This is a genomic window from Enterobacter sp. SST3, assembly GCF_000286655.1.
GTDB lineage: Bacteria > Pseudomonadota > Gammaproteobacteria > Enterobacterales > Enterobacteriaceae > Enterobacter > Enterobacter roggenkampii.
In genome coordinates, this window is record NZ_ALNS01000012.1 from 42,017 (window position 1) to 64,484 (window position 22,468).

Here is a 22,468-nt window from a genome sequence, read left to right on the forward strand (position 1 = left end):
TGTCGGGTGGCGGCTTCGCCTTACCCGACCTACGAGAATGTAGGCCGGGTAAGCGTCAGCGCCACCCGGCATTTTCTTCAGACTACTTCACACACGCCGAACACTGAGAAGACTGGATCTGTTTGAAGAAGTCGTTGCCTTTGTCATCCACGAGGATAAACGCCGGGAAGTCTTCCACCTCAATTTTCCAGATCGCTTCCATGCCCAGTTCCGGGTATTCCACGCACTCCAGGCTCTTGATGCTGCCCTGCGCCAGCACCGCAGCCGGGCCGCCGATGCTGCCGAGGTAGAAGCCGCCGTGCTTGTGGCAGGCGTCCGTTACCTGCTGGCTGCGGTTGCCTTTCGCCAGCATGATCATGCTGCCGCCGTTAGCCTGCAGCTGGTCGACGTACGAGTCCATACGGCCCGCCGTGGTTGGGCCTAATGAGCCAGAGGCATAGCCTTCAGGCGTTTTCGCCGGGCCCGCGTAGTAGATCGGGTGATCTTTAATGTACTGCGGCAGCCCTTCGCCGTTGTCCAGACGCTCTTTCAGCTTCGCGTGCGCGATGTCGCGGCCCACGATAATCGTGCCGTTGAGGGAGAGACGGGTCGAAACCGGATACTGAGACAGCTGCGCCAGGATCTCTTTCATCGGACGGTTCAGATCCACGCGAACCGCTTCCCCCTCGCCCGCTTTACGCAGTTCTTCCGGGATGTATTTGCCCGGGTTGTTCTCCAGCTTCTCGATCCAGATGCCGTCGCGGTTGATCTTCGCCTTGATGTTGCGATCCGCAGAGCAGGAGACGCCCATCCCGACCGGACAGGATGCACCGTGACGCGGCAGACGGATCACGCGCACGTCGTGGGCGAAGTATTTACCGCCAAACTGCGCGCCGAGGCCCAGATTGCGCGCTTCTTCCAGCAGCTCCTGCTCAAGCTGCACGTCGCGGAACGCCTGGCCGTGCTCGTTACCTTCGGTTGGCAGGCCGTCGTAGTATTTGGTTGAGGCCAGCTTCACGGTCTTCAGCGTGCTTTCCGCCGAGGTACCGCCAATCACAAACGCGATATGGTACGGCGGGCACGCCGCGGTGCCGAGGGTGCGCATCTTCTCAACCAGGTAGTTCTTCAGCTTGCCCGGGGTGAGCAGCGCTTTGGTCTCCTGATAGAGATAGGTTTTGTTGGCCGAACCGCCGCCTTTGGCGATGCAGAGGAATTTGTACTCATCCCCGTCGACGCTGTAGATGTCAATCTGTGCAGGCAGGTTGGTACCGGTGTTGACCTCTTTGTACATGTCCAGCGCCGCGTTTTGCGAATAGCGCAGGTTGTCTTCGGTGTAGGTGTTATAAACGCCGTGCGCCAGCGCCGCTTCATCGCCGCCGCCGGTCCAGACGCGCTGGCCTTTTTTACCGACGATGATCGCCGTGCCGGTATCCTGGCAGGTAGGCAGAATGCCTTTCGCCGCGATATCGGAGTTACGCAGGAACTGCAGGGCTACGTACTTGTCGTTTTCGCTGGCCTCAGGGTCGCTCAGGATATCTGCAACCTGCTGCTGGTGCGCTGGGCGGAGCATAAACGAGGCGTCGTGGAAAGCGTGCTGCGCCAGCAGCGTCAACGCCTGCGGATCCACCTTGAGGATCTCTTGTCCTTCAAACTCAGAGACGGAGACGTGATCGCGGGTTAACAGGTAATACTCGGTCTGATCCTTACTGAGGGGGAAAGGATCCTGATAATGGAAGGGTTTATTCGACATTGGTCTCTCACTTACTGCTTCGGTCTGTTTATTCAGGGCAGATGTTCCGCTGCCCGGCTTAAAAGCGAGTCAGCTTATCCTACACAATTTTTTAACAAAAACTGAGACTAGTACGACTTTTTACATCCACAGGTTACTTCCATGTGGTTTATTGCTTTAATACCCGGAGTTTATTCCACATTTGAATCAGGGCTTGATAATGCAAAAACTCATTAACTCAGTGCAAAACTACGCCTGGGGAAGTAAAACTGCGTTAACGGATCTCTACGGTATCGCGAACCCAAACAACCTGCCGATGGCAGAACTGTGGATGGGGGCGCACCCGAAGAGCAGCTCAAAAATTGAAGACGCCAGCGGCCAGGCACGCAGCCTGCGTGACGTAATTGACGCCGATAAAGCCGCGCTGCTGGGCGACAAGGTGGCTCAGCGCTTTGGCGAACTGCCGTTCCTGTTTAAAGTGCTGTGCGCTGACCAGCCGCTCTCCATCCAGGTTCATCCGAACAAGCAAGCGTCTGAAATCGGCTTTGCGAAAGAGAACGCGGCGGGTATTCCGTTAGACGCCGCCGAGCGTAACTACAAAGATCCTAACCACAAGCCGGAGCTGGTGTTCGCGCTGACGCCGTTCCTGGCGATGAACGCGTTCCGCGAATTTTCAGAGATTATCTCCCTGCTGCAGCCGGTCGCGGGTGCCCATAACGCTATCGCGCATTTCCTTGAAAACCCGAATGCCGAGGCGCTAAGCCAGCTGTTTGCCAGCCTGCTGAACATGCAGGGTGAAGAGAAATCCCACGCCCTGGCGGTACTGAAAGCCGCCCTGGAGAGCCAGCAAGGTGAACCGTGGGAGACCATCCGTCTTATTGCGCAGTTCTATCCGGACGACAGCGGCCTGTTCTCCCCTCTGCTGCTGAACGTGGTGAAGCTGAATCCGGGTGAAGCAATGTTCCTGTTCGCGGAAACCCCGCATGCCTATCTGCAGGGCGTGGCGCTGGAGGTGATGGCCAACTCTGACAATGTGCTGCGCGCGGGCCTGACGCCGAAATACATCGACATCCCCGAGCTGGTTGCCAACGTCAAGTTCGTGGCGAAACCTGCCGCGGAGCTGCTGACTCAGCCGGTGAAAAACGGCGCAGAGCTGGACTTCCCGATTCCGGTTGAGGATTTTGCTTTCTCCCTGCACGACCTGAGCCAGACAGAAACGACCATCGCACAGGAAAGTGCGGCGATCCTGTTCTGCGTGGAAGGCGAAGCGACGCTGCACAAAGGCGAACAGCATCTGGTGCTTAAGCCCGGTGAATCAGCATTCGTTGCAGCCAATGAGTCTCCGGTTAGCGTAAGCGGCACCGGTCGACTGGCGCGCGTTTTCAATAAGCTTTAAGCACTTACTGAATTTTTTAACAACTCTTGCTAAGCTAGTTGCAGGCTTAATATCTCCAGGCGGTTTTTACCGCCTGGTTTCATTTTAGGGATAGTCGCAATGAAAAAATCGGTCGTAGCGGTAGGAGTGATTGTAGCGTTAGGCGTGGTCTGGACGGGTGCCTCCTGGTTTACCGGGAAACAGCTGGAAGGACGCCTGGCTGAGATGGTGGCGCAGGCTAACGGAGAGATTAAGCGCAGCGCGCCGGAAGCGGGCCTTGAGCTGAGCTACCAGAATTATGAGCGCGGCGTGTTTACCAGCCGTATGCAGGTAGTGGTGAAGCCGGTTGCCGGTACGGAAAACGGCTGGCTGAAACCGGGGCAGAGCGTGGTGCTGGATGAAGTGGTCAGCCACGGTCCATTCCCGCTGGCGCAGCTAAAGTCGTTTAACCTGATCCCGTCAATGGCGTCCGTTCACACGGTCCTGGTGAATAACGACGTCACCAAACCGCTGTTCGACCTGGCAAAAAATACCTCACCTTTCGAAATCGACACCCGCATCAGCTATGCCGGTGACACCAGTTCCGATATCGCGCTGAAAGCGCTGAACTACGAGAAAGAGAATGAGAAAGTCGCCTTTAGCGGTGGTCACTTCAAACTTGACGCTGACCGCGACGGGAACGTGTTCTCCCTGACGGGTGAAGCGGAAAGTGGCCTGGTCAACGCCGTGAACGAATACAATCAAAAAGTTCAGCTCACCTTCAACAACCTGAAGGCCGACGGCAACAGCCGCATGACCGATTTTAAAGAGCGTATCGGCGATCAGAAACTGTCTCTCGATAAAGTCGCCATTGCGGTTGAAGGCAAAGAGATGGCCGTGCTGGAAGGCATGGACGTTAACGGCAAATCCGACGTGTCCAAAGACGGTAAGAGCATCAATACCCAGCTGGATTACACGCTGAAGAGCCTGAAAGTGCAGAATCAGGATCTGGGCACCGGCAAACTGTCGCTGAAGATCGGCAATATTGACGGCCAGGCGTGGCACGAATTTAGCCAGAAATACAGTAAAGAGAGCCAGGCGCTGCTGACCGATGCCGCGCTGCAGCAGAACCCGGAAGTGTACCAGCAGCAGGCGATGGCAGTGCTGTTCAACAACCTGCCGATCCTGCTGAAAGGCGAGCCGGTGATCACCGTTGCGCCGCTGAGCTGGAAAAACAGCAAAGGCGAAACCAGCTTTAACCTGTCGCTGTTCCTGAAGGATCCGGCCACCGCCACGGGTGAACCGCAGACGCTGGCGCAGGAAGTGGATCGCAGCGTGAAGTCGCTCGACAGCAAGCTGACCATCCCGATGGATATGGCGACCGAGTTTATGACCCAGATTGCGAAGCTGGAAGGCTACGGCGATGAAGATGCCGGCAAGCTGGCGAACCAGCAGGTGAAAGGTCTGGCGGCCATGGGCCAGATGTTCCGCATCACGAAGGTGGACAACAACACGATTTCCACCAGCCTGCAGTACGCCAACGGCCAGGTCACGCTCAACGGCGACAAAATGCCCCTGGAGGATTTTGTCGGCATGTTTGGCATGCCTGCTCTGGGGATGCCGGAACCGGCTGAACCGGCAGCGCCAGCCGAACCGGCGGCACCGCAGCAGTAAACGTCAAAACCCCTCGCATGAGGGGTTTTTTATTGCCGGGTGGCGCTGACGCTTACCCGGCCTACGATCCCGGGCCGTTGCAGGCCCGTGCAAGCGCAGCGCCGCCGGGCGATGTGCAGCGGAGATTATTTCACCGTCACCAGCCGCGCCGCCACAATCTGGTGCCCGGCCTGAACGTCCGTATTGTCGATGCGCTGCATAATCCTGTCCGCCAGGGTGTAGCCCATCTCCCGCGCTGGGGTCGTGGCCCAGACGATCGGCAGATCGTCGAGCGCGTTTTCACCGACGTCGGCGAACGCCCCCAGCGCCACCTGGTGGCCGAAGAAGGTTTCAACGCCCCCTTCACCGCTCTGACGCCCGGCGCGGATCAGGCCAAACCAGGCGCCCATGGCGATCACATCGTTATAGCAAATGACGGCGCTGATGGTCGGACTGCTGCGCAGCAGCGCGCCTATCGCTTCCGCCGCCATCTTCTGGCTGGACTCACACTCAACAACCCACTCGCTGTGGAACGGCAGGCCGTATTTAATCAGCGTCGCGCAGTAGCCGCCGACCCGTTCGGCGCGGGTCAGGGACGAGCTTTTGCCGCCCAGCCAGGCAATGCGCTGATGGCCGCGACGAATAAGATGCTCGGTCAGCATTTGCGCAGCCTGCATGTTATCCGGGCGCAGCGTATCGGCTTCATCGAGGTAGCTGGCGCGTGAAGCAAACACCAGCGGCACGCCTTTTTCAGCGGCACGCTCGCACAGCTCGCTGCCCACGCCCGACGCCCCGGCGACGATCACCCCGTCCACACCCTGATTCAGCAGCATATCGAGCCGGGAAAGCAGCTGATCGGCCTTGCGACCGCCGTGAAGCAGAAAGACCATCCGCCCCTGCGCTTCAAGCGCTTCGGTTAAGCCGGCGGTCAGCTCCGCATAGAACGGTGACGTCAGGTCACGGACAATCAGGCCAATCACCCCGCTTTGCCCGCCGCGCAGCGCCGACGCCTGACGGTTTCGCACAAAGCCCAACTGCTCAACCGCCTCGTTCACCCGCTGACCGGTCGCGGGAGAGATGCGTCCTTTTCCGCTCAGTACCAGAGAAACGGTGCTGACGGAAACCCCCGCCGCCAGCGCGACGTCGTTGATGGTGACTTTTTTTGCTACAGCCATGTGTTGGCGTGACTCCCTGAAAAATGAGATCGGTAAAACGTTTTATCAATACGTTATCTTTATACTACCAGTAAAAGCCTGAGAATGTGATTTAGCGCGCACTAAACTTTGATAAAACGTTTTATCTTCTCGCAGCATTGAAGCAGACAAACTGATTTTAACAATAAAGGAGTCGTTTTATGACGGCGAAAGCAGCACAAAAAATATCGCTGTGGGAATTTTTCCAGCAACTGGGTAAAACCTTTATGCTGCCCGTGGCGCTTCTCTCGTTCTGCGGGATCATGCTCGGGATCGGCAGTTCGCTCAGCAGTAAAGACGTCATCACGCTGATCCCCTTCCTCGGCGCGCCCGTGCTGCAGGCGATCTTTATCTGGATGAGTAAAGTCGGCTCCTTTGCCTTCAGTTTCCTGCCCGTGATGTTCTGTATTGCAATCCCGCTGGGCCTGGCCCGCGAGAACAAAGGCGTCGCGGCGTTTGCCGGTTTTGTGGGCTACGCGGTGATGAACCTGGCGGTTAACTTCTGGCTGACCGCGAAAGGCATACTGCCGACCACCGACGCCGCCGTTCTGAAGGCCAACAACATTCAGAGCGTGATTGGTATTCAGTCCATCGACACCGGGATCCTCGGGGCGGTGATCGCCGGGGTCATTATCTGGATGCTGCACGAGCGCTTCCACAATATCCGCCTGCCGGATGCCCTGGCTTTCTTCGGCGGCACCCGCTTTGTCCCGATCGTGACCCTGGTCGTTATGGGTCTGTTTGGTCTGATTATTCCGCTGATTTGGCCAGTTTTCGCTATGGGCATCAACGGCATTGGCCGCATCATTAACGGCGCGGGAGATTTTGGTCCGATGATCTTCGGCACCGGCGAGCGTCTGCTGCTGCCGTTTGGCCTGCAGCATATCCTGGTGGCCCTGATTCGCTTCACCGAAGCGGGCGGCACCATGGAGGTGTGCGGTCACGACGTGAGCGGCGCGCTGACTATCTTCCAGGCGCAGCTGAGCTGTCCAACGACACACGGCTTCTCCGAAAGCGCAACCCGCTTCCTGTCTCAGGGTAAAATGCCTGCCTTCCTCGGCGGCCTGCCGGGTGCTGCGCTGGCAATGTACCACTGCGCGCGCCCGGAAAACCGCCATAAAATTAAAGGTCTGCTGATTTCCGGCGTGATCGCCTGCGTCGTGGGCGGTACCACCGAGCCTATCGAGTTCCTGTTCCTGTTCGTCGCACCGGTGCTGTATCTGATTCACGCGGTGCTGACCGGTCTGGGCTTCACCGTGATGGCGGTGCTGGGCGTCACCATCGGCAACACTGACGGCAACGTGATCGACTTCGTGGTGTTCGGGATCCTGCACGGCCTGTCGACTAAGTGGTATCTGGTCCCTGTCGTGGCGGCAATCTGGTTTGCGGTGTACTACGGGATCTTCCGCTTCGCCATCACCCGCTTTAACCTGAAAACGCCAGGACGCGATATTGATACGGCCACCAGCGTTGAACAGGCGGTTGCCGGTTCCGTGGGCAAATCCGGCTATAACACCCCTGCCATTCTGGCGGCGCTGGGCGGTGCGGATAACATCACCTCGCTGGATAACTGCATTACCCGCCTGCGTTTGTCGGTGGCGGATATGTCAAAAGTGGATACCAACGCCCTAAAGGCCAACCGGGCCATCGGCGTGGTACAGTTAAACCAGCACAATTTGCAGGTGGTTATCGGCCCGCAGGTACAGTCAGTGAAAGATGAGCTGGCGACCCTGATGCGAACAGTAGAAGCCTGATGCCTCAGCCCCCTCACCATGAGGGGGTTTTACGTTAAGGATTAAAGCATGTTTGATTTCTCAACCGTCGTGGATCGACACGGCACCTGGTGTACGCAGTGGGACTATGTCGCCGACCGCTTTGGCGCGGCGGATCTGCTGCCCTTCACCATCTCGGATATGGATTTCGCCACCGCCCCCTGCATAACCGACGCGCTGCAACAGCGCATTCATCACGGCGTGTTTGGCTATAGCCGCTGGAAAAACGACGAGTTTCTCGCCGCCGTCGCACACTGGTTCCAGCAGCGCTTTAACACCCGAATTGATACCGAAAGCGTGGTTTATGGCCCCTCCGTCATCTACATGGTCTCGGAACTGATTCGCCTCTGGTCAAAACCCGGCGACGGCGTGGTGGTTCACACCCCGGCATACGATGCCTTTTACAAAGCCATAGAGGGAAACGGGCGTCGTGTTGTGGCGGTTGAAATGGAAAAACAGGCCGCTGGCTGGCAGGGCAATATGGCAGCCCTGGAAGCGGCGCTGGCGAAACCGGAAAACAAAATTTTGCTGCTGTGCAGCCCGCAGAATCCGACCGGCAAGGTCTGGACGCGGGATGAATTGACGCAGATGGCGGAACTCTGCGAGCGCTATGACGTGGCGGTTATCAGCGATGAAATCCATATGGACATGGTGTGGGGAGAACATCGTCACACGCCGTGGACCGCAGTGGCGCGGAGCAAATGGGCGCTTCTGACCTCCGGCTCGAAAAGCTTTAACATTCCGGCGCTGACGGGGGCTTATGGCCTGATCGGCGATGAAGAGAGCCGTAACGGCTATCTCAGCGCGTTAAAAGGTCGGGACGGGCTCTCTTCCCCTTCCGTGCTGGCGCTAACGGCGCATATCGCCGCCTATCAGCAAGGGGGGCCGTGGCTGGATGCCCTGCGGGGTTATCTGGAAGAGAATCTGTTGTATATCGCTCAGGAAGTAAACCGCGCTTTTCCGAAACTCAACTGGCAGCCGCCGGAAGCGACCTATCTCGCCTGGATCGATCTGCGTCCGCTGAATATTGACGATCGGGCGCTGCAAAAAGTGCTGATTGAGCAGCAAAAGGTCGCCATCATGCCGGGATATACCTATGGAAAAGAGGGAAATGGCTTCGTACGCCTGAATGCGGGCTGCCCGCGCAGCAAGCTGGAGCAAGGGGTTCAACGCCTGATTGCCGGCATTAATACGCTTCTGTAATCAATTTGCGCAACGGAATATTCCCTTGCGCAAATAGCTTTTTACCCCGTTTTGTTTTTATAATATGGCGCACTTTAACCAGAAAAGAGTGCGACCATGATTGATACACGCCTGCCTTTAACTGATATTCATCGTCACCTTGACGGTAACATTCGTGCCCAAACCATCCTCGATCTTGGCCGCCAGTTCAATTTAACGCTTCCTGCTCAGACCCTTGAGTCCCTGATCCCTCACGTGCAGGTGACCTCTAATGAACCGGACCTGGTCAGCTTCCTGAGCAAACTCGACTGGGGCGTGAAAATGCTGGCGTCGCTGGATGCCTGCCGCCGCGTGGCGTTTGAGAACATCGAAGATGCCGCCCGCAACGGCCTGCACTACGTCGAGCTGCGCTTCTCGCCGGGCTACATGGCGATGACCCACAACCTGCCCGTTGCAGGCGTCGTGGAAGCCGTCATTGAAGGCGTCCGAGAAGGGTGTAAAACCTTCGACGTCCAGGCTCGCCTGATCGGCATCATGAGCCGTACCTTCGGTGAAGCCGCCTGCCTGCGGGAGCTGGAAGCGCTGCTGGCCCATCGTGATGCCATCACCGCCGTCGATCTCGCCGGTGACGAGCTGGGCTTCCCGGGCAGCCTGTTCCTCTCCCACTTCAACCGCGCGCGCGATGCCGGCTGGCACATTACCGTGCACGCGGGTGAAGCGGCTGGCCCGGAAAGCATCTGGCAGGCCATCCGCGAGCTGGGCGCCGAACGTATCGGTCACGGCGTGAAGGCGGTAGAAGACCGCGCCCTGATGGATTTCCTGGCGGAGCAGCGTATCGGGATTGAGTCGTGCCTGACGTCTAACATTCAGACCAGCACCGTAGCATCGCTGTCGCAGCACCCGCTGAAAACCTTCCTCGAGCACGGCGTGCTGGCCTCGCTGAATACGGACGATCCGGCGGTTCAGGGCGTGGATATCATTCACGAGTACAACATCGCCGCACCGCAGGCGGGTCTGAGCCGCGAGCAGATCCGTCAGGCGCAGATCAACGGGCTGGAGATCGCCTTCCTGACGCCTGCAGAGAAGCAGGCGCTGCGGGATAAGGTGGCAACCGCGTAACCCCCTTTGCCGGGTGGCGGCTACGCCTTACCCGGCCTACAGCAACGTCAAAAACTTATGCCAGACAGAGCGTCGCGCGATGTTTGGCAGATTCGATCCCCAGCTCAATCAGCTCCATAATCTGTATCGCCTGGCTTGCCGGAACCGGATTCTCTCCCGTGCCGTTCAGCGCATCGCGAATAGCGGCATAATACGCCGGATAGTTACCCGGTATCGTCAGCAAGGTCTCTTCGACCAGCTCCTCGCCTTCCACCCGCGTGACGACGCCGTCGCGCATATCATAGCCCCAGTCTTCCTGCGGCAGACGCTCACCGTTTTTCAGCCTGTCTTCCTGCGGATCGAGACCAAACTTCACGTAGCTGCCGCGCGTGCCGTGAATAATATAGCGGGCAGATTCTGCCGCCGCGACCATCGTCCCGTGCAGCACAATTCGCCGCTGCGGGTAACTGAGCACCGCGTGAAAGTAATCGGTCGTCTGCGCACCGGGCCTGAGCTGGGCCAGATCGACCGTCATGCTCACCGGCAGGCCAAAGAGATTGACGGCCTGATCCAGCAGATGCGGGGCTAAATCATACCAGATACCGCTGCCAGGACCGGCCTGCTCGCGCCAGCGGTTTCGTACCTGCGGGCGAAAGCGGTCAAAGTGCGACTCAAAAAAGAGGATCTCCCCTAACGTACCTTCACTGAGAAGCCGTTTTACCGTCAGAAAATCGCTGTCCCAGCGTCGGTTATGGAACACCGACAGCAGCCTGCCCAGACTCTTTGCCAGCGCATCCAGCTCGCGAGCCTGTGACAGTGTCACGGTAAAGGGCTTATCGACAACCACATGCTTCCCGGCTTCCAGCGCGGCCTTTGCCAGCGGAAAGTGGGTATCGTTCGGCGTGGGAATGACGATTAAATCAATGTTTGGATCGTTGAAAAGATGTTTTGGCTCGGAGACAACCGGCACAGAAGGCCAGTCTGCATGGACTTTAGCAGCGTCGCTGCTGGATACCGCCGCCAGCGTCATCCCCGGCGTCCCGGCTATCAGAGGCGCATGAAACGTTTTGCTCGCGTACCCGTAACCAATAAGCCCAACGCGGATATTATCACTCATAGTGTCATCCTCTTTTAAGTCGTTCTTATTTCACACTGGCTAGTCTGGCATTACCACGGATTAATAATGTGCCGTATGACGTAAAATAGCAGGTTATACGGATTGTTTTTGTTACATAGTATTAACCTACTGATTTTGTTTAAGGGAACCGTTCCCAAAGCCCTTGCCGTCAGAGAAACGTCGCTGTAACATTTGCGCCCTGTCTTTATGGATAAAGTACAATTACACATCATGACGTCAATTATTAATCGAATCATTGAATTAGCGGGATGGATTGTCCTTGGAGTGTCGGTCATTTTGCTGGGCGTTGCCAGCCATATCGATAACTACCAGCCGCCGGAGCCTGTCACCGTCGCTCAACCTAAGTAACCGGTTACTGCAATAAAGAGTGACATAATATGTCAGTTACTTATTGCCAGCCCTGGTGAACACGGTTAACCTTCTCTTCCAGGCATCGTCTGATGCCTGAATTTCAGCAAAGAAAACTCCTAATTTCGTCGCGTTACCTGAGTGGGCTGTTTACGTCTTTATTAATCCGTTTATTATTCGAACGAATTACCTTAACTGGTATTACTCACTTTTATATGGAAACTTATTAACATGACAGTTCAGGACTATTTATTAAAATTTCGCAAGATCAATTCGCTTGAGAGCCTGGAAAAACTGTTTGACCATCTGAACTACACCCTGTCGGATAATCAGGAAATCATTAATATGTATCGCGCCGCTGACCATCGCCGTGCGGAGCTGGTCTCCGGTGGCCGTTTGTTCAACGTCGGCGAAGTGCCAAAGTCCGTGTGGCGTTACGTTTTATAAGAAAGTAGCCATCCGCGCGAAATGTTATATACTCTCCGCCCTGCCAACTGGCTGTACAACATTTCGCGCAGATTATGGGAGAGTTCATGACCGCAACGCCTGGAGAACGCATTGGAGGCTGGTTAATCGCCCCACTGGCATGGCTGCTGGTTGCCTTATTAAGCGCATCACTTGCGCTACTGCTTTATACCACCGCACTGATTACCCCTCACGCCATTCAGACCCTGTTGTCGCAAAGCGTGCCTAATATTGCTTTGTGGTTTGTGTCGTTCGTTTTCGCGATCGGGATGTGGTACTACACACTGTGGCTGACCATCGCCTTCTTTAAGCGCCGTAAGAATGTGCCTAAGCACTACATTATCTGGCTGCTGGTTTCGGTCCTGCTGGCGGTGAAGGCGTTTGCTTTTTCGCCCGTTTCAGACGCGCTGGCCGTTCGTCAGCTGCTTTTCCCGTTGCTGGCCGCGGCGCTGCTGGTGCCCTACTTCAAGCGTTCGACACGGGTGAAAAACACTTTCGTGAACCCGTAATAACCCTACAGATAACCTGTTGTCGCCTGCGTGTGTTTGTCCGATAATAGGCGGCTTTTTTATTTCAGGCTAAATAATGACCGATTACTTACTGCTCTTTGTCGGCACCGTGCTGGTTAACAACTTCGTTCTGGTGAAGTTCCTTGGCCTGTGTCCGTTTATGGGCGTTTCCAAAAAACTGGAAACGGCAATGGGCATGGGGCTGGCGACGACCTTCGTCATGACGCTGGCGTCCATCTGCGCGTGGTGGATTGATACCTGGATCCTCATTCCGCTGGGATTAACCTATCTCCGTACGCTGGCCTTTATTCTGGTTATCGCGGTGGTGGTGCAGTTTACCGAAATGGTGGTGCGCAAAACCAGCCCGGCGCTCTATCGCCTGCTGGGCATCTTCCTGCCGCTGATCACCACTAACTGCGCCGTTCTCGGCGTGGCGCTACTGAACATCAACCTGGGCCATAACTTTATGCAATCGGCGCTGTATGGTTTTTCTGCGGCTGTCGGTTTCTCTCTGGTCATGGTGCTGTTTGCCTCTATTCGCGAGCGCCTGGCAGCAGCGGATATTCCTGCGCCCTTCCGCGGTAACGCGATTGCGCTGGTCACCGCCGGTTTAATGTCTCTGGCCTTTATGGGCTTTAGTGGTCTGGTGAAGTTGTAATGAATGCTATCTGGATTGCCATCGCCTCTATCAGCGTCCTGGGGTTGGTGTTTGGCCTTATCCTGGGTTACGCCTCCCGCCGTTTCGCGGTAGAGGACGATCCCGTTGTTGAGAAAATTGATGAGCTTCTGCCGCAAAGCCAGTGCGGGCAGTGTGGCTACCCGGGCTGCCGCCCTTACGCTGAAGCGGTAGGCATCCAGGGCGAAAAAATTAACCGCTGCGCCCCCGGCGGCGAAGCAGTCATGCTGAAAATTGCCGCCCTGCTTAACGTTGATCCGCAGCCGGTTGATGGCGACGCGGACGTGCAGGAGCCGGTCCGCGCGCTGGCCGTGATCGACGAAGCGAACTGCATCGGCTGTACCAAATGTATTCAGGCCTGCCCGGTCGACGCCATTGTTGGCGCCACGCGCGCCATGCACACCGTGGTGGCGGACCTGTGCACCGGCTGTAACCTCTGCGTAGCCCCCTGCCCGACGCAATGTATCGAGCTACGCCCGGTTGAAACGACTACCGAAAGCTGGAAATGGGATCTTCAAACCATTCCGGTTCGCAATATTCCTGTGGAACAACATGCTTAAGTTATTTTCTGCTTTCAGAAAAGAGAAGATTTGGGACTTTGACGGCGGTATTCACCCACCGGAGATGAAAACCCAGTCTAACGGCACGCCGCTGCGTCAAATACCGCTGGCGACCCGTTTCGTCATGCCGCTCAAGCAGCACATTGGCGCTGAGGGTGAGCTGTGCGTGAAAGAAGGCGATACGGTTCTTCGCGGTCAGCCGCTGACCTTTGGTCGCGGACGTATGCTGCCGGTGCACGCCCCCACCTCCGGTAAGGTGGTCGCCATCGCGCCTCATACGGTGGCGCATCCGTCAGCGCTCTCAGAGCTGAGCGTGATGATTGAAGCCGACGGCGAAGACCGCTGGATCGACCGCGATGGCTGGAGCGACTACCGCTCCCGCAGCCGCGAGGTGCTTATTGAGCGCATTCATCAGTTCGGCGTTGCTGGACTGGGTGGCGCAGGCTTCCCGACCGGCGTCAAGCTGCGCGGCGGTGGCGATAACATTCAGACGCTGATTATCAACGCCGCCGAATGCGAACCGTACATCACCGCCGACGATCGTCTGATGCAGGACTGCGCCGCCCAGGTGGTGGAAGGCATCCGCATCCTCGCGCACATTCTGCAGCCGCGAGAAGTGCTGATTGGTATCGAAGACAATAAACCGCAGGCTATCTCAATGCTGCGCGCCGTGCTGGCGGGCAGTCACGATATTAGCCTGCGCGTTATCCCGACCAAATACCCCTCTGGCGGTGCTAAACAGCTGACGCAAATTCTCACCGGTAAGCAGGTTCCGCACGGCGGACGCTCTTCAGATATCGGCGTGCTGATGCAGAACGTCGGGACCGCGTACGCCGTGAAGCGCGCGGTGATCGACGGCGAGCCGCTGACCGAGCGCGTGGTAACGCTGACCGGGGACGCGGTCTCTCGTCCGGGCAACGTCTGGGCGCGTCTGGGTACGCCGGTGCGTCACCTGCTGGAGCAGGCTGAGTTTTGCCCGTCAAGCGACCAGATGGTGATCATGGGCGGCCCGCTGATGGGCTTTACTCTGCCGTGGCTCGATGTGCCGGTAGTCAAAATCACCAACTGCCTGCTCGCCCCTTCCCCGACCGAGATGGGTGAAGAGCAGGAAGAAAAAGGCTGTATTCGCTGCAGCGCCTGTGCCGACGCCTGCCCGGCGGATCTACTTCCGCAGCAGCTGTACTGGTACAGCAAAGGCCAGCTGCACGACAAGGCGACAGCCCATAACCTGGCCGACTGCATCGAATGCGGCGCCTGCGCCTGGGTCTGCCCTAGCAACATTCCTCTGGTGCAGTATTTCCGCCAGGAGAAGGCGGAAATTTATGCCATCTCCATGGAAGAAAAACGCGCGGCGGAAGCCAAAGCGCGCTTTGAAGCGCGCCAGGCGCGACTGGAACGCGAGAAAATCGCCCGTCAGGAGCGCCATAAGCAGGCCGCCGTTCAGCCCGGCGAGAAAGATCAGGATGCGATTAACGCCGCACTGGCCCGCGTTCGCGAGAAAAAAGCGACCGCGGCGCAGCCTGTGGTGATCCCGGCTGGCGAGAAGCCGGACAACAGCGAAGCCATTGCGGCGCGTGAAGCGCGTAAAGCTCAGGCTCGCGCCCGTCAGGCTGAAAAAGCGCAAGCGGTCCAGACGGATGCTGAGATCGACCCGCGTAAAGCGGCCGTTGAAGCGGCAATAGCCCGCGCCAAAGCCCGCAAAGCCGGCGAGCAGAACGTGGTGGTTGAGCAGGAAGCGGTCGACCCTCGCAAAGCGGCCGTAGAGGCAGCGATTGCCCGTGCCAAAGCCCGCAAAGCGGCGCAGCAGACGCCAACCGCAGAACCCGACGCGCCGGTCGATCCGCGTAAAGCCGCCGTCGAAGCGGCGATTGCCCGCGCTAAAGCCCGCAAAGCGGCGCAGCAGGATGAGCAACCGCAGGCCGCCAACGATGACCCGCGCAAAGCCGCCGTCGCCGCCGCCATTGCGCGCGTTCAGGCAAAGAAAGCCGCACAGCAAGCAGTTAACGAGGATTAAATGGTTTTCAGAATCGCAAGCTCCCCTTACACCCACAATCAGCGCCAGACATCGCGCATTATGATGCTGGTCTGCCTGGCGGCGCTGCCGGGCATTGCCGTTCAGTGCTGGTTTTTCGGCTGGGGAACCCTGTTCCAGATAATCCTGGGCTGTGCCAGCGCCTTAGCGGCGGAAGCCCTTGTCCTTAAGCTGCGCAAGGCGGCGGTCTCCCGCATTCTGGCCGATAACTCCGCGCTGCTGACCGGCCTGCTGCTGGCGATCAGTATCCCGCCGTTTGCTCCATGGTGGATGGTGGTCCTTGGCACCGTGTTTGCCGTGATCATTGCCAAACAGCTGTATGGCGGACTCGGCCATAACCCGTTTAACCCGGCGATGATTGGCTACGTGGTGCTGCTGATCTCCTTCCCGGTACAGATGACCAGCTGGCTGCCACCGCACGAGATTGCGGCCACGGTTCCGGGCTTCATGGATGCTCTGCATGTGATCTTTACCGGCCATACGGCACTCGGTGCCGATATGAACGCGCTGCGCATGGGCGTGGACGGGATCAGCCAGGCGACGCCGCTTGATACTTTTAAAACGTCCCTGCATGCCGGGCACAGCGTTGAGCAGATCATGAAATCCGCCATCTACAGCGGCGTACTGGCGGGTGCCGGCTGGCAGTGGGTCAACCTGGCGTATCTGCTGGGCGGCCTGTTCCTGCTGCAGCAGAAAGCCATCCGCTGGCATATTCCGGTCAGCTTCCTCGTGACGCTGGCGGTCTGCGCCACGCTGGGCTGGGTATTCTCTCCTGAATCACTGGCCAGCCCGCAGCTGCACCTGCTCTCCGGGGCGACCATGCTGGGTGCCTTCTTTATCCTGACGGATCCGGTGACGGCCTCAACGACTAACCGCGGGCGCCTGATTTTCGGCGCGCTGGCAGGCCTGCTGGTCTGGCTCATCCGCAGCTTTGGCGGGTACCCGGACGGCGTGGCTTTTGCCGTCCTGCTTGCCAACATTACCGTTCCGCTCATCGACTATTACACGCGTCCGCGCGTGTACGGTCATCGCTAAGGGTCTCGCCATGTTCAAAACGATGCAAAAACACGGCGTCACGCTGGCTGTCTTCGCCGCGGTCCTGACAGGGCTGACGGCTCTGGTAAATGCGCTGACCAAAACGACCATCGAAGAGCAGGCCTCGAAGCAGCAAAAGGCGCTGTTCGATCAGGTGATCCCGGCGGAATTCTACGATAACGACCTGCAAAAAAGCTGCTTCGTGGTAGACGCGCCGCAGCTTGGGAAAGGCCCGCACCGCCTCTTCATTGCCCGCAAAGGGGATAAACCGGTCGGCGCGGTGATGGAAGCGACGGCGCCTGACGGCTATTCCGGTGCCATTCAGCTGCTTGTGGGCAGCGATTTCTCCGGCACCATACTGGGCACCCGCGTGACGGAACACCATGAAACGCCGGGTCTTGGCGATAAAATTGAAACCCGTCTGAGCGACTGGATTTTGCACTTTGCCGGTAAAGTGATCCATGGTGAAGATGACACCGCGTTTGCGGTGAAGAAAGATGGCGGCGAGTTCGACCAGTTCACCGGGGCGACCATCACGCCACGTGCGGTGGTGAATGCCGTAAAACGAGCCGGGCTATACGCTGAAACGCTGCCCGCGCAAATCAACAATCTTCCGGCCTGTGAGGAGTAATCATGAGCCAGGTTAAAGAGGTTATTGTCCAGGGGTTGTGGAAAAACAACTCCGCGCTGGTTCAGCTTCTGGGCATGTGCCCACTGCTGGCGGTGACATCCACCGCCACCAACGCGCTCGGTCTGGGTCTGGCAACCACGCTGGTATTGACCCTGACCAACCTCTCCATCTCTGCCCTGCGCCGCTGGACGCCGTCGGAAATTCGTATTCCTATTTACGTCATGATCATTGCGTCGGTGGTCAGTATTGTTCAGATGCTGATTAACGCCTACGCGTTCGGTCTGTACCAGTCGCTCGGGATCTTCATTCCCCTTATCGTCACCAACTGTATCGTGGTCGGGCGTGCGGAAGCCTTTGCGGTGAAAAACAGTCCGGCCATGTCGGCGCTGGACGGTTTTTCTATTGGCATGGGTGCCACCTGCGCCATGTTCGTGCTGGGCTCGCTGCGCGAGATCCTCGGCAACGGTACGCTGTTCGACGGCGCTGATGCGCTGCTGGGCGGCTGGGCCAAAGCGCTGCGTATTGAAGTGTTCCACACCGATACGCCATTCCTGCTGGCGATGCTGCCGCCTGGCGCGTTTATTGGTCTTGGCATGATGCTGGCGATAAAATACCTGATTGACGAGAAACGTAAGCGCCGCGCGGCTGAGCGCAGCGTTCTGGAAGGGACACCCGAGAAGGCCTCATGAATAAAGAAAAGCGCATTGCGATCCTTACCCGTCTGCGGGACGAGAACCCGCACCCGACGACGGAGCTGAATTTTACCTCCCCGTTTGAGCTGCTGATCGCCGTGTTGCTCTCTGCACAGGCTACCGACGTGAGCGTCAATAAAGCCACCGCCCTGCTCTATCCGGTCGCCAATACGCCGAAGGCCATGCTGGAGCTGGGCGTGGAAGGCGTGAAGTCCTATATCAAAACCATCGGCCTGTTTAACAGCAAAGCCGAGAACGTCATCAAGACCTGCCGGATCCTGCTGGAGCAGCACGGAGGCGAAGTGCCGGAAGACCGTGCCGCGCTGGAAGCCTTACCGGGCGTGGGGCGTAAAACGGCGAACGTGGTGCTCAATACCGCGTTTGGCTGGCCCACTATCGCCGTCGATACGCATATATTTCGCGTCTCTAACCGGACCAACTTCGCGCCGGGGAAAAATGTCGAGCAGGTCGAAGAGAAGCTGCTGAAAGTGGTTCCGGCAGAATTTAAGGTTGATTGCCATCACTGGCTGATTCTGCATGGTCGTTACACGTGTATTGCCCGTAAGCCTCGCTGCGGCTCCTGCATTATTGAAGATCTCTGCGAATACAAAGAAAAAGTATATCCCTGAGGCATCTCAATCCCCTGATTAAAGAAGGGCTTTCAAACGCTCTTCTTTTGACCGTTATTTGTCCGCCTTTCGTTTCGCCTCACCTGTCACTTATTCGGCTCTTTAACGCTGAAACAGGTTAATAGTTTTTTCATAGCCGAAAATTTCTATACATCTGTGATCGCGATCACCCTGATAACTTCATGTTGTATTTTTGTTGTTAAAATCGACCTAAACCCTTTATCTGACAAGACACTCCTCTTTCTTTGCCGACGATAAGACCAGCTATTTTTCAGAATATGGGCTATATCACTACCACAAGCGGCAAATAGCAGAACATATCGCCAACAGCCCGTACTGACCGGTGATTACCAGTCGAAAAAACTACCTTTACTCAGCGTATGAAATTTAACGCTGAATAACATTTGCATGAACCGACGATTATACCACTCAGGATATATGTAACAGATTATTACAAACGTATTGCCAGATGGGGCAGGATAGTGAACATTACCCGCCGTTTCTCCTCCCAATATAACTATAAGGCGTATGGACTACGGCCATCACGCTATGAACACCCCCGTTAATATGGGATGTAAAAAAAGAGGTATATGTGTCGACTGCAAACAATAAACCAACAGATGAAAGCGTGAGTCTGAACGCTTTTAAACAACCTAAAGCGTTCTATCTCATCTTCTCTATTGAGTTATGGGAGCGTTTTGGTTACTACGGCCTGCAAGGGATCATGGCGGTTTACCTGGTGAAACAGCTGGGTATGTCCGAAGCCGATTCCATCACGCTGTTCTCCTCCTTCAGTGCTCTGGTGTACGGTCTGGTCGCTATCGGCGGCTGGCTGGGCGATAAAGTCCTCGGAACTAAACGTGTCATCATGCTGGGCGCCATTGTTCTGGCGATTGGCTATGGACTGGTAGCATGGTCAGGGCATGATGCCGCTGTCGTGTATATGGGCATGGCCACGATCGCCGTGGGTAACGGTCTGTTCAAAGCGAACCCGTCTTCCCTGCTCTCTACCTGCTACAGCAAAGATGACCCGCGTCTGGACGGTGCATTTACCATGTACTACATGTCCATCAACATCGGTTCGTTCTTCTCGATGCTGGCAACTCCATGGCTCGCAGCGAAATTCGGCTGGAGCGTGGCGTTTGCACTGAGCTTCGTCGGTATGCTGATCACCGTGGTGAACTTCCTGTTCTGCCGCAGCTGGGTTAAAAACTACGGTTCAAAACCAGACTTCGAGCCTGTGCATATGGGCAAACTGCTGGCGACCATCGTAGGCGTTGTGGTGCTGGCGGCCATCGCTACCTGGCTGCTGCACAACCAGGGTATCGCACGTGCCGTTCTGGGCGTTGTGGCGCTGGGTATCGTGGTTATCTTCGCGAAAGAAGCATTCGCTATGCAGGGTGCTGCCCGTCGTAAGATGATCGTGGCCTTCATTCTAATGCTGGAAGCGATTATCTTCTTCGTGCTTTACAGCCAGATGCCAACCTCTCTGAACTTCTTCGCCATTCGTAACGTCGAGCACTCTATTCTGGGCATCGCGTTCGAACCGGAGCAGTATCAGGCACTGAACCCGTTCTGGATCATGATTGGTAGCCCGATTCTGGCCGCGATCTATAACAAGATGGGCGACCGTCTGCCTATGCCGCACAAGTTTGCTATCGGTATGGTGCTGTGCTCCGGCGCGTTCCTGGTGCTGCCGCTGGGTACCAAATTTGCTACCGACGCGGGTATCGTATCCGTTAACTGGCTGATCCTGAGCTACGCGCTGCAGTCTATCGGCGAACTGATGATCTCTGGTCTGGGTCTGGCAATGGTTGCACAGCTGGTTCCGCAGCGTCTGATGGGCTTCATTATGGGTAGCTGGTTCCTGACCACTGCCGGTGCAGCAATTATCGCCGGTAAGATTGCGAACCTGATGGCCGTGCCGGAAAACGTCACTGACCCACTGGTTTCCCTGAACGTCTACGGTACCGTGTTCATGCAGATTGGTATCGCGACTGCCGTTATTGCCGCTCTGATGCTGCTGACCGCACCGAAACTGAATCGCATGACTCAGGACGACGACAAGACCGCTAAGGCGACCAAAACCGCTACTGCGTGAAATCCGTGAGAAACGACTGACCAGAAGCCGCTAATTGATTAGCGGCTTTTTTTTTATCCGTTTGCGCACTAACATAGCTGAAACCTCAGCGAAAAGGAGTTACCGATGAAACTGTTCTACAAACCGGGCGCGTGCTCTCTTGCTTCCCATATCACCCTGCGCGAGAGCGGCAAAGATTTCACGCTGGATGGCGTTGATCTGATGAAAAAACGTCTGGAAAACGGCGATGACTTTCTTGCCATTAACCCGAAAGGACAGGTTCCGGCGCTCCTGCTGGATGACGGTACCCTGCTGACCGAAGGCGTGGCGATTATGCAGTTCCTGGCCGATAGCGTGCCCGATCGCCAGCTGCTGGCCCCGGTCAGTACGATTTCTCGCTATAAAACGCTGGAATGGCTGAACTACATTGCCACCGAGCTGCACAAAGGCTTTACGCCGCTGTTCCGCCCGGATACGCCGGAAGAGTTTAAGCCGACCCTGCGCGCCCTGCTGGAGAAAAAGCTGCAGTACGTTAACGAATCGCTGAAAGACGAACAGTGGATTGGCGGCTCACGCTTCACGATCGCTGATGCGTATCTGTTCACCGTGCTGCGCTGGGCACGTGCGGTTAAGCTGAATCTGGAAGGGTTAGACCACATTGCATCGTATATGAAACGCGTGGCTGAACGTCCTGCGGTGGCTGCGGCGCTGAAAGCGGAAGGGTTGAATTAACCGAGCAGACTGTGTTCCCGGGTGGCGCTGACGCTTACCCGGCCTACGAATTCCGTAGACCCGTGCCAGCGCAGCGCCACCCGGCATCGTTTAAAGCTGGGTTGCGCTGAAATAGTGCTCCGGCTTCGCGATACGATCCTGTGCCGCGACCACCTGCAGTTCATATTCCTGCATCTCTTTCGTCGCAATCATAATTTCGTACACCGCTGCCGTAACGTGCTCCAGCGCGTCCCTCACCGTTGCACCCTGAAGCAGTTTCACCAGCAGCAGCCCGCTGGTCACATCGCCCACGCCCACCGGCTGACGCGGGCCAAAATCCACCAGCGGACGGCTGATATGCCAGGCATCCTCTTTCGTCACCAGCAGCATCTCAAAGCGATCCTGGCTTAGCCCTGCGCGCGCGAGGTGTTTTACCAGCACAACCTCAGGCCCCTGCGCGATCAGCTCGCGTGACGCGCTTACGGCCTCTTCTACGCTGTTAACCGGATGCTCGCAGAGAATTTCCAGTTCGACCAGGTTTGGCGCAATGATATCGCTGGCGGGCAGCGCATGGCGAACGTGGAATTCTGCCACGCCTGGCGCCACGATACAGCCTTTCTCCGGATGGCCCATAACGGGGTCGCAGAAGTATTTTGCCGACGGGTTGACAGCCTTTACCTGACGCACGATGCCGAGGATATGTTCCCCCTGCTCCGCTGAACCAAGATAACCGCTCAATACGGCGTCACAGCGCTTGAGCTGGCCGATATCGGCAATGCCCTGCACCACCTCGGTGAGGTGCGAAGGCGGCATCACGCAGCCGGTCCATTTTCCATACTGCGTGTGGTTAGAGAACTGAACGGTATTGAGGGGCCAGACGTTGACGCCGAGGCGGCGCATCGGGAATTCCGCAGCGCTGTTGCCAGCATGTCCAAAAACAACGTGGGACTGAATGGCGAGGATGTTCTTCATTTCGTGCTTACCAAACCCTGAAAAAACAAA

Annotated in this window: 21 protein-coding genes; 17 read left to right on the top strand and 4 right to left on the bottom strand. The window is 57.0% G+C overall.

Annotated features, from left to right (window positions below; genetic code table 11):
• Positions 1–82 precede the first annotated feature (82 nt).
• Positions 83–1,729: a class I fumarate hydratase FumA gene (gene fumA / locus B498_RS15040; RefSeq protein ID WP_008500555.1), complete on the bottom strand. Its 1,647-nt coding sequence runs from the start codon at positions 1,727–1,729 to the stop codon at positions 83–85.
• Between the two features lie 199 nt (positions 1,730–1,928).
• Here fumA and manA point away from each other — a divergent pair, with 199 nt between their 5' ends.
• Both manA and B498_RS15030 read left to right on the top strand, forming a co-directional pair.
• Positions 1,929–3,104, top strand: a complete 1,176-nt coding sequence (manA, locus tag B498_RS15035) for a mannose-6-phosphate isomerase (protein WP_008500556.1) — start codon at positions 1,929–1,931, stop codon at positions 3,102–3,104.
• A 99-nt stretch (positions 3,105–3,203) separates the two neighbouring features.
• Positions 3,204–4,736, top strand: coding sequence for a YdgA family protein (locus tag B498_RS15030; protein WP_008500557.1), 1,533 nt, complete (start codon positions 3,204–3,206; stop codon positions 4,734–4,736).
• Positions 4,737–4,861: 125 nt separating this feature from the next.
• On the opposite strand, the gene B498_RS15025 is transcribed toward B498_RS15030, so the two are convergent.
• Positions 4,862–5,890, bottom strand: coding sequence for a Mal regulon transcriptional regulator MalI (locus tag B498_RS15025; RefSeq protein WP_008500558.1), 1,029 nt, complete (start codon positions 5,888–5,890; stop codon positions 4,862–4,864).
• 179 nt (positions 5,891–6,069) lie between these two features.
• Between B498_RS15025 and malX the strand changes: the two genes are divergently transcribed.
• From malX to add, 3 genes are all read left to right on the top strand, one after another.
• The gene (gene malX, locus B498_RS15020) at positions 6,070–7,662 is read left to right on the top strand and encodes a maltose/glucose-specific PTS transporter subunit IIBC (protein ID WP_008500559.1); all 1,593 of its coding nucleotides are present in this window, start codon (positions 6,070–6,072) and stop codon (positions 7,660–7,662) included.
• Between the two features lie 48 nt (positions 7,663–7,710).
• Positions 7,711–8,883: a MalY/PatB family protein gene (locus tag B498_RS15015; protein WP_008500560.1), complete on the top strand. Its 1,173-nt coding sequence runs from the start codon at positions 7,711–7,713 to the stop codon at positions 8,881–8,883.
• Between the two features lie 96 nt (positions 8,884–8,979).
• Entirely contained in the window at positions 8,980–9,981 is a 1,002-nt protein-coding gene (gene add / locus B498_RS15010; RefSeq protein WP_008500561.1) for an adenosine deaminase, read from the top strand.
• A 55-nt stretch (positions 9,982–10,036) separates the two neighbouring features.
• On the opposite strand, the gene B498_RS15005 is transcribed toward add, so the two are convergent.
• Positions 10,037–11,077 (bottom strand): oxidoreductase, encoded by a 1,041-nt coding sequence (locus B498_RS15005; protein WP_008500562.1) that lies wholly within the window; start codon positions 11,075–11,077, stop codon positions 10,037–10,039.
• Positions 11,078–11,320: 243 nt separating this feature from the next.
• On the opposite strand from B498_RS15005, the gene blr reads away from it, so the two are divergent.
• From blr to gstA, 12 genes are all read left to right on the top strand, one after another.
• Positions 11,321–11,446, top strand: coding sequence for a division septum protein Blr (gene blr / locus B498_RS0121300; protein ID WP_168112406.1), 126 nt, complete (start codon positions 11,321–11,323; stop codon positions 11,444–11,446).
• A 231-nt stretch (positions 11,447–11,677) separates the two neighbouring features.
• The gene (gene ydgT / locus B498_RS15000; RefSeq protein ID WP_006174966.1) at positions 11,678–11,893 is read left to right on the top strand and encodes a transcription modulator YdgT; all 216 of its coding nucleotides are present in this window, start codon (positions 11,678–11,680) and stop codon (positions 11,891–11,893) included.
• An 86-nt stretch (positions 11,894–11,979) separates the two neighbouring features.
• On the top strand, positions 11,980–12,420 hold the full coding sequence (locus tag B498_RS14995; RefSeq protein WP_008500563.1) for a DUF2569 domain-containing protein: 441 nt from the start codon (positions 11,980–11,982) through the stop codon (positions 12,418–12,420).
• A 76-nt stretch (positions 12,421–12,496) separates the two neighbouring features.
• Entirely contained in the window at positions 12,497–13,078 is a 582-nt protein-coding gene (gene rsxA / locus B498_RS14990; RefSeq protein ID WP_008500564.1) for an electron transport complex subunit RsxA, read from the top strand.
• Positions 13,078–13,656, top strand: coding sequence for an electron transport complex subunit RsxB (rsxB, locus tag B498_RS14985; RefSeq protein ID WP_008500565.1), 579 nt, complete (start codon positions 13,078–13,080; stop codon positions 13,654–13,656). Before rsxA ends, rsxB begins: the two co-directional genes overlap by 1 nt.
• Positions 13,649–15,670 carry an electron transport complex subunit RsxC gene (gene rsxC, locus B498_RS14980; RefSeq protein ID WP_008500566.1) on the top strand — a complete coding sequence of 674 codons (2,022 nt, stop codon included), beginning with the start codon at positions 13,649–13,651 and terminating at the stop codon, positions 15,668–15,670. The genes rsxB and rsxC overlap by 8 nt, the downstream gene beginning before the upstream one ends.
• A complete protein-coding gene (gene rsxD, locus B498_RS14975; RefSeq protein WP_008500567.1) occupies positions 15,671–16,723 on the top strand; it encodes an electron transport complex subunit RsxD in 1,053 nt (350 codons plus the stop codon).
• 10 nt (positions 16,724–16,733) lie between these two features.
• Positions 16,734–17,354 (top strand): electron transport complex subunit RsxG, encoded by a 621-nt coding sequence (gene rsxG, locus B498_RS14970; RefSeq protein ID WP_008500568.1) that lies wholly within the window; start codon positions 16,734–16,736, stop codon positions 17,352–17,354.
• 2 nt (positions 17,355–17,356) lie between these two features.
• On the top strand, positions 17,357–18,043 hold the full coding sequence (locus tag B498_RS14965; protein ID WP_008500569.1) for an electron transport complex subunit E: 687 nt from the start codon (positions 17,357–17,359) through the stop codon (positions 18,041–18,043).
• Positions 18,040–18,675, top strand: coding sequence for an endonuclease III (gene nth, locus B498_RS14960; RefSeq protein WP_008500570.1), 636 nt, complete (start codon positions 18,040–18,042; stop codon positions 18,673–18,675). The genes B498_RS14965 and nth overlap by 4 nt, the downstream gene beginning before the upstream one ends.
• A gap of 592 nt (positions 18,676–19,267) precedes the next feature.
• Positions 19,268–20,776 (top strand): dipeptide/tripeptide permease DtpA, encoded by a 1,509-nt coding sequence (gene dtpA / locus B498_RS14955; RefSeq protein ID WP_008500571.1) that lies wholly within the window; start codon positions 19,268–19,270, stop codon positions 20,774–20,776.
• Between the two features lie 105 nt (positions 20,777–20,881).
• Positions 20,882–21,487 (top strand): glutathione transferase GstA, encoded by a 606-nt coding sequence (gstA, locus tag B498_RS14950; protein WP_008500572.1) that lies wholly within the window; start codon positions 20,882–20,884, stop codon positions 21,485–21,487.
• 90 nt (positions 21,488–21,577) lie between these two features.
• On the opposite strand, the gene pdxY is transcribed toward gstA, so the two are convergent.
• On the bottom strand, positions 21,578–22,438 hold the full coding sequence (gene pdxY / locus B498_RS14945; RefSeq protein ID WP_032622810.1) for a pyridoxal kinase PdxY: 861 nt from the start codon (positions 22,436–22,438) through the stop codon (positions 21,578–21,580).
• Positions 22,439–22,468: the final 30 nt, after the last annotated feature.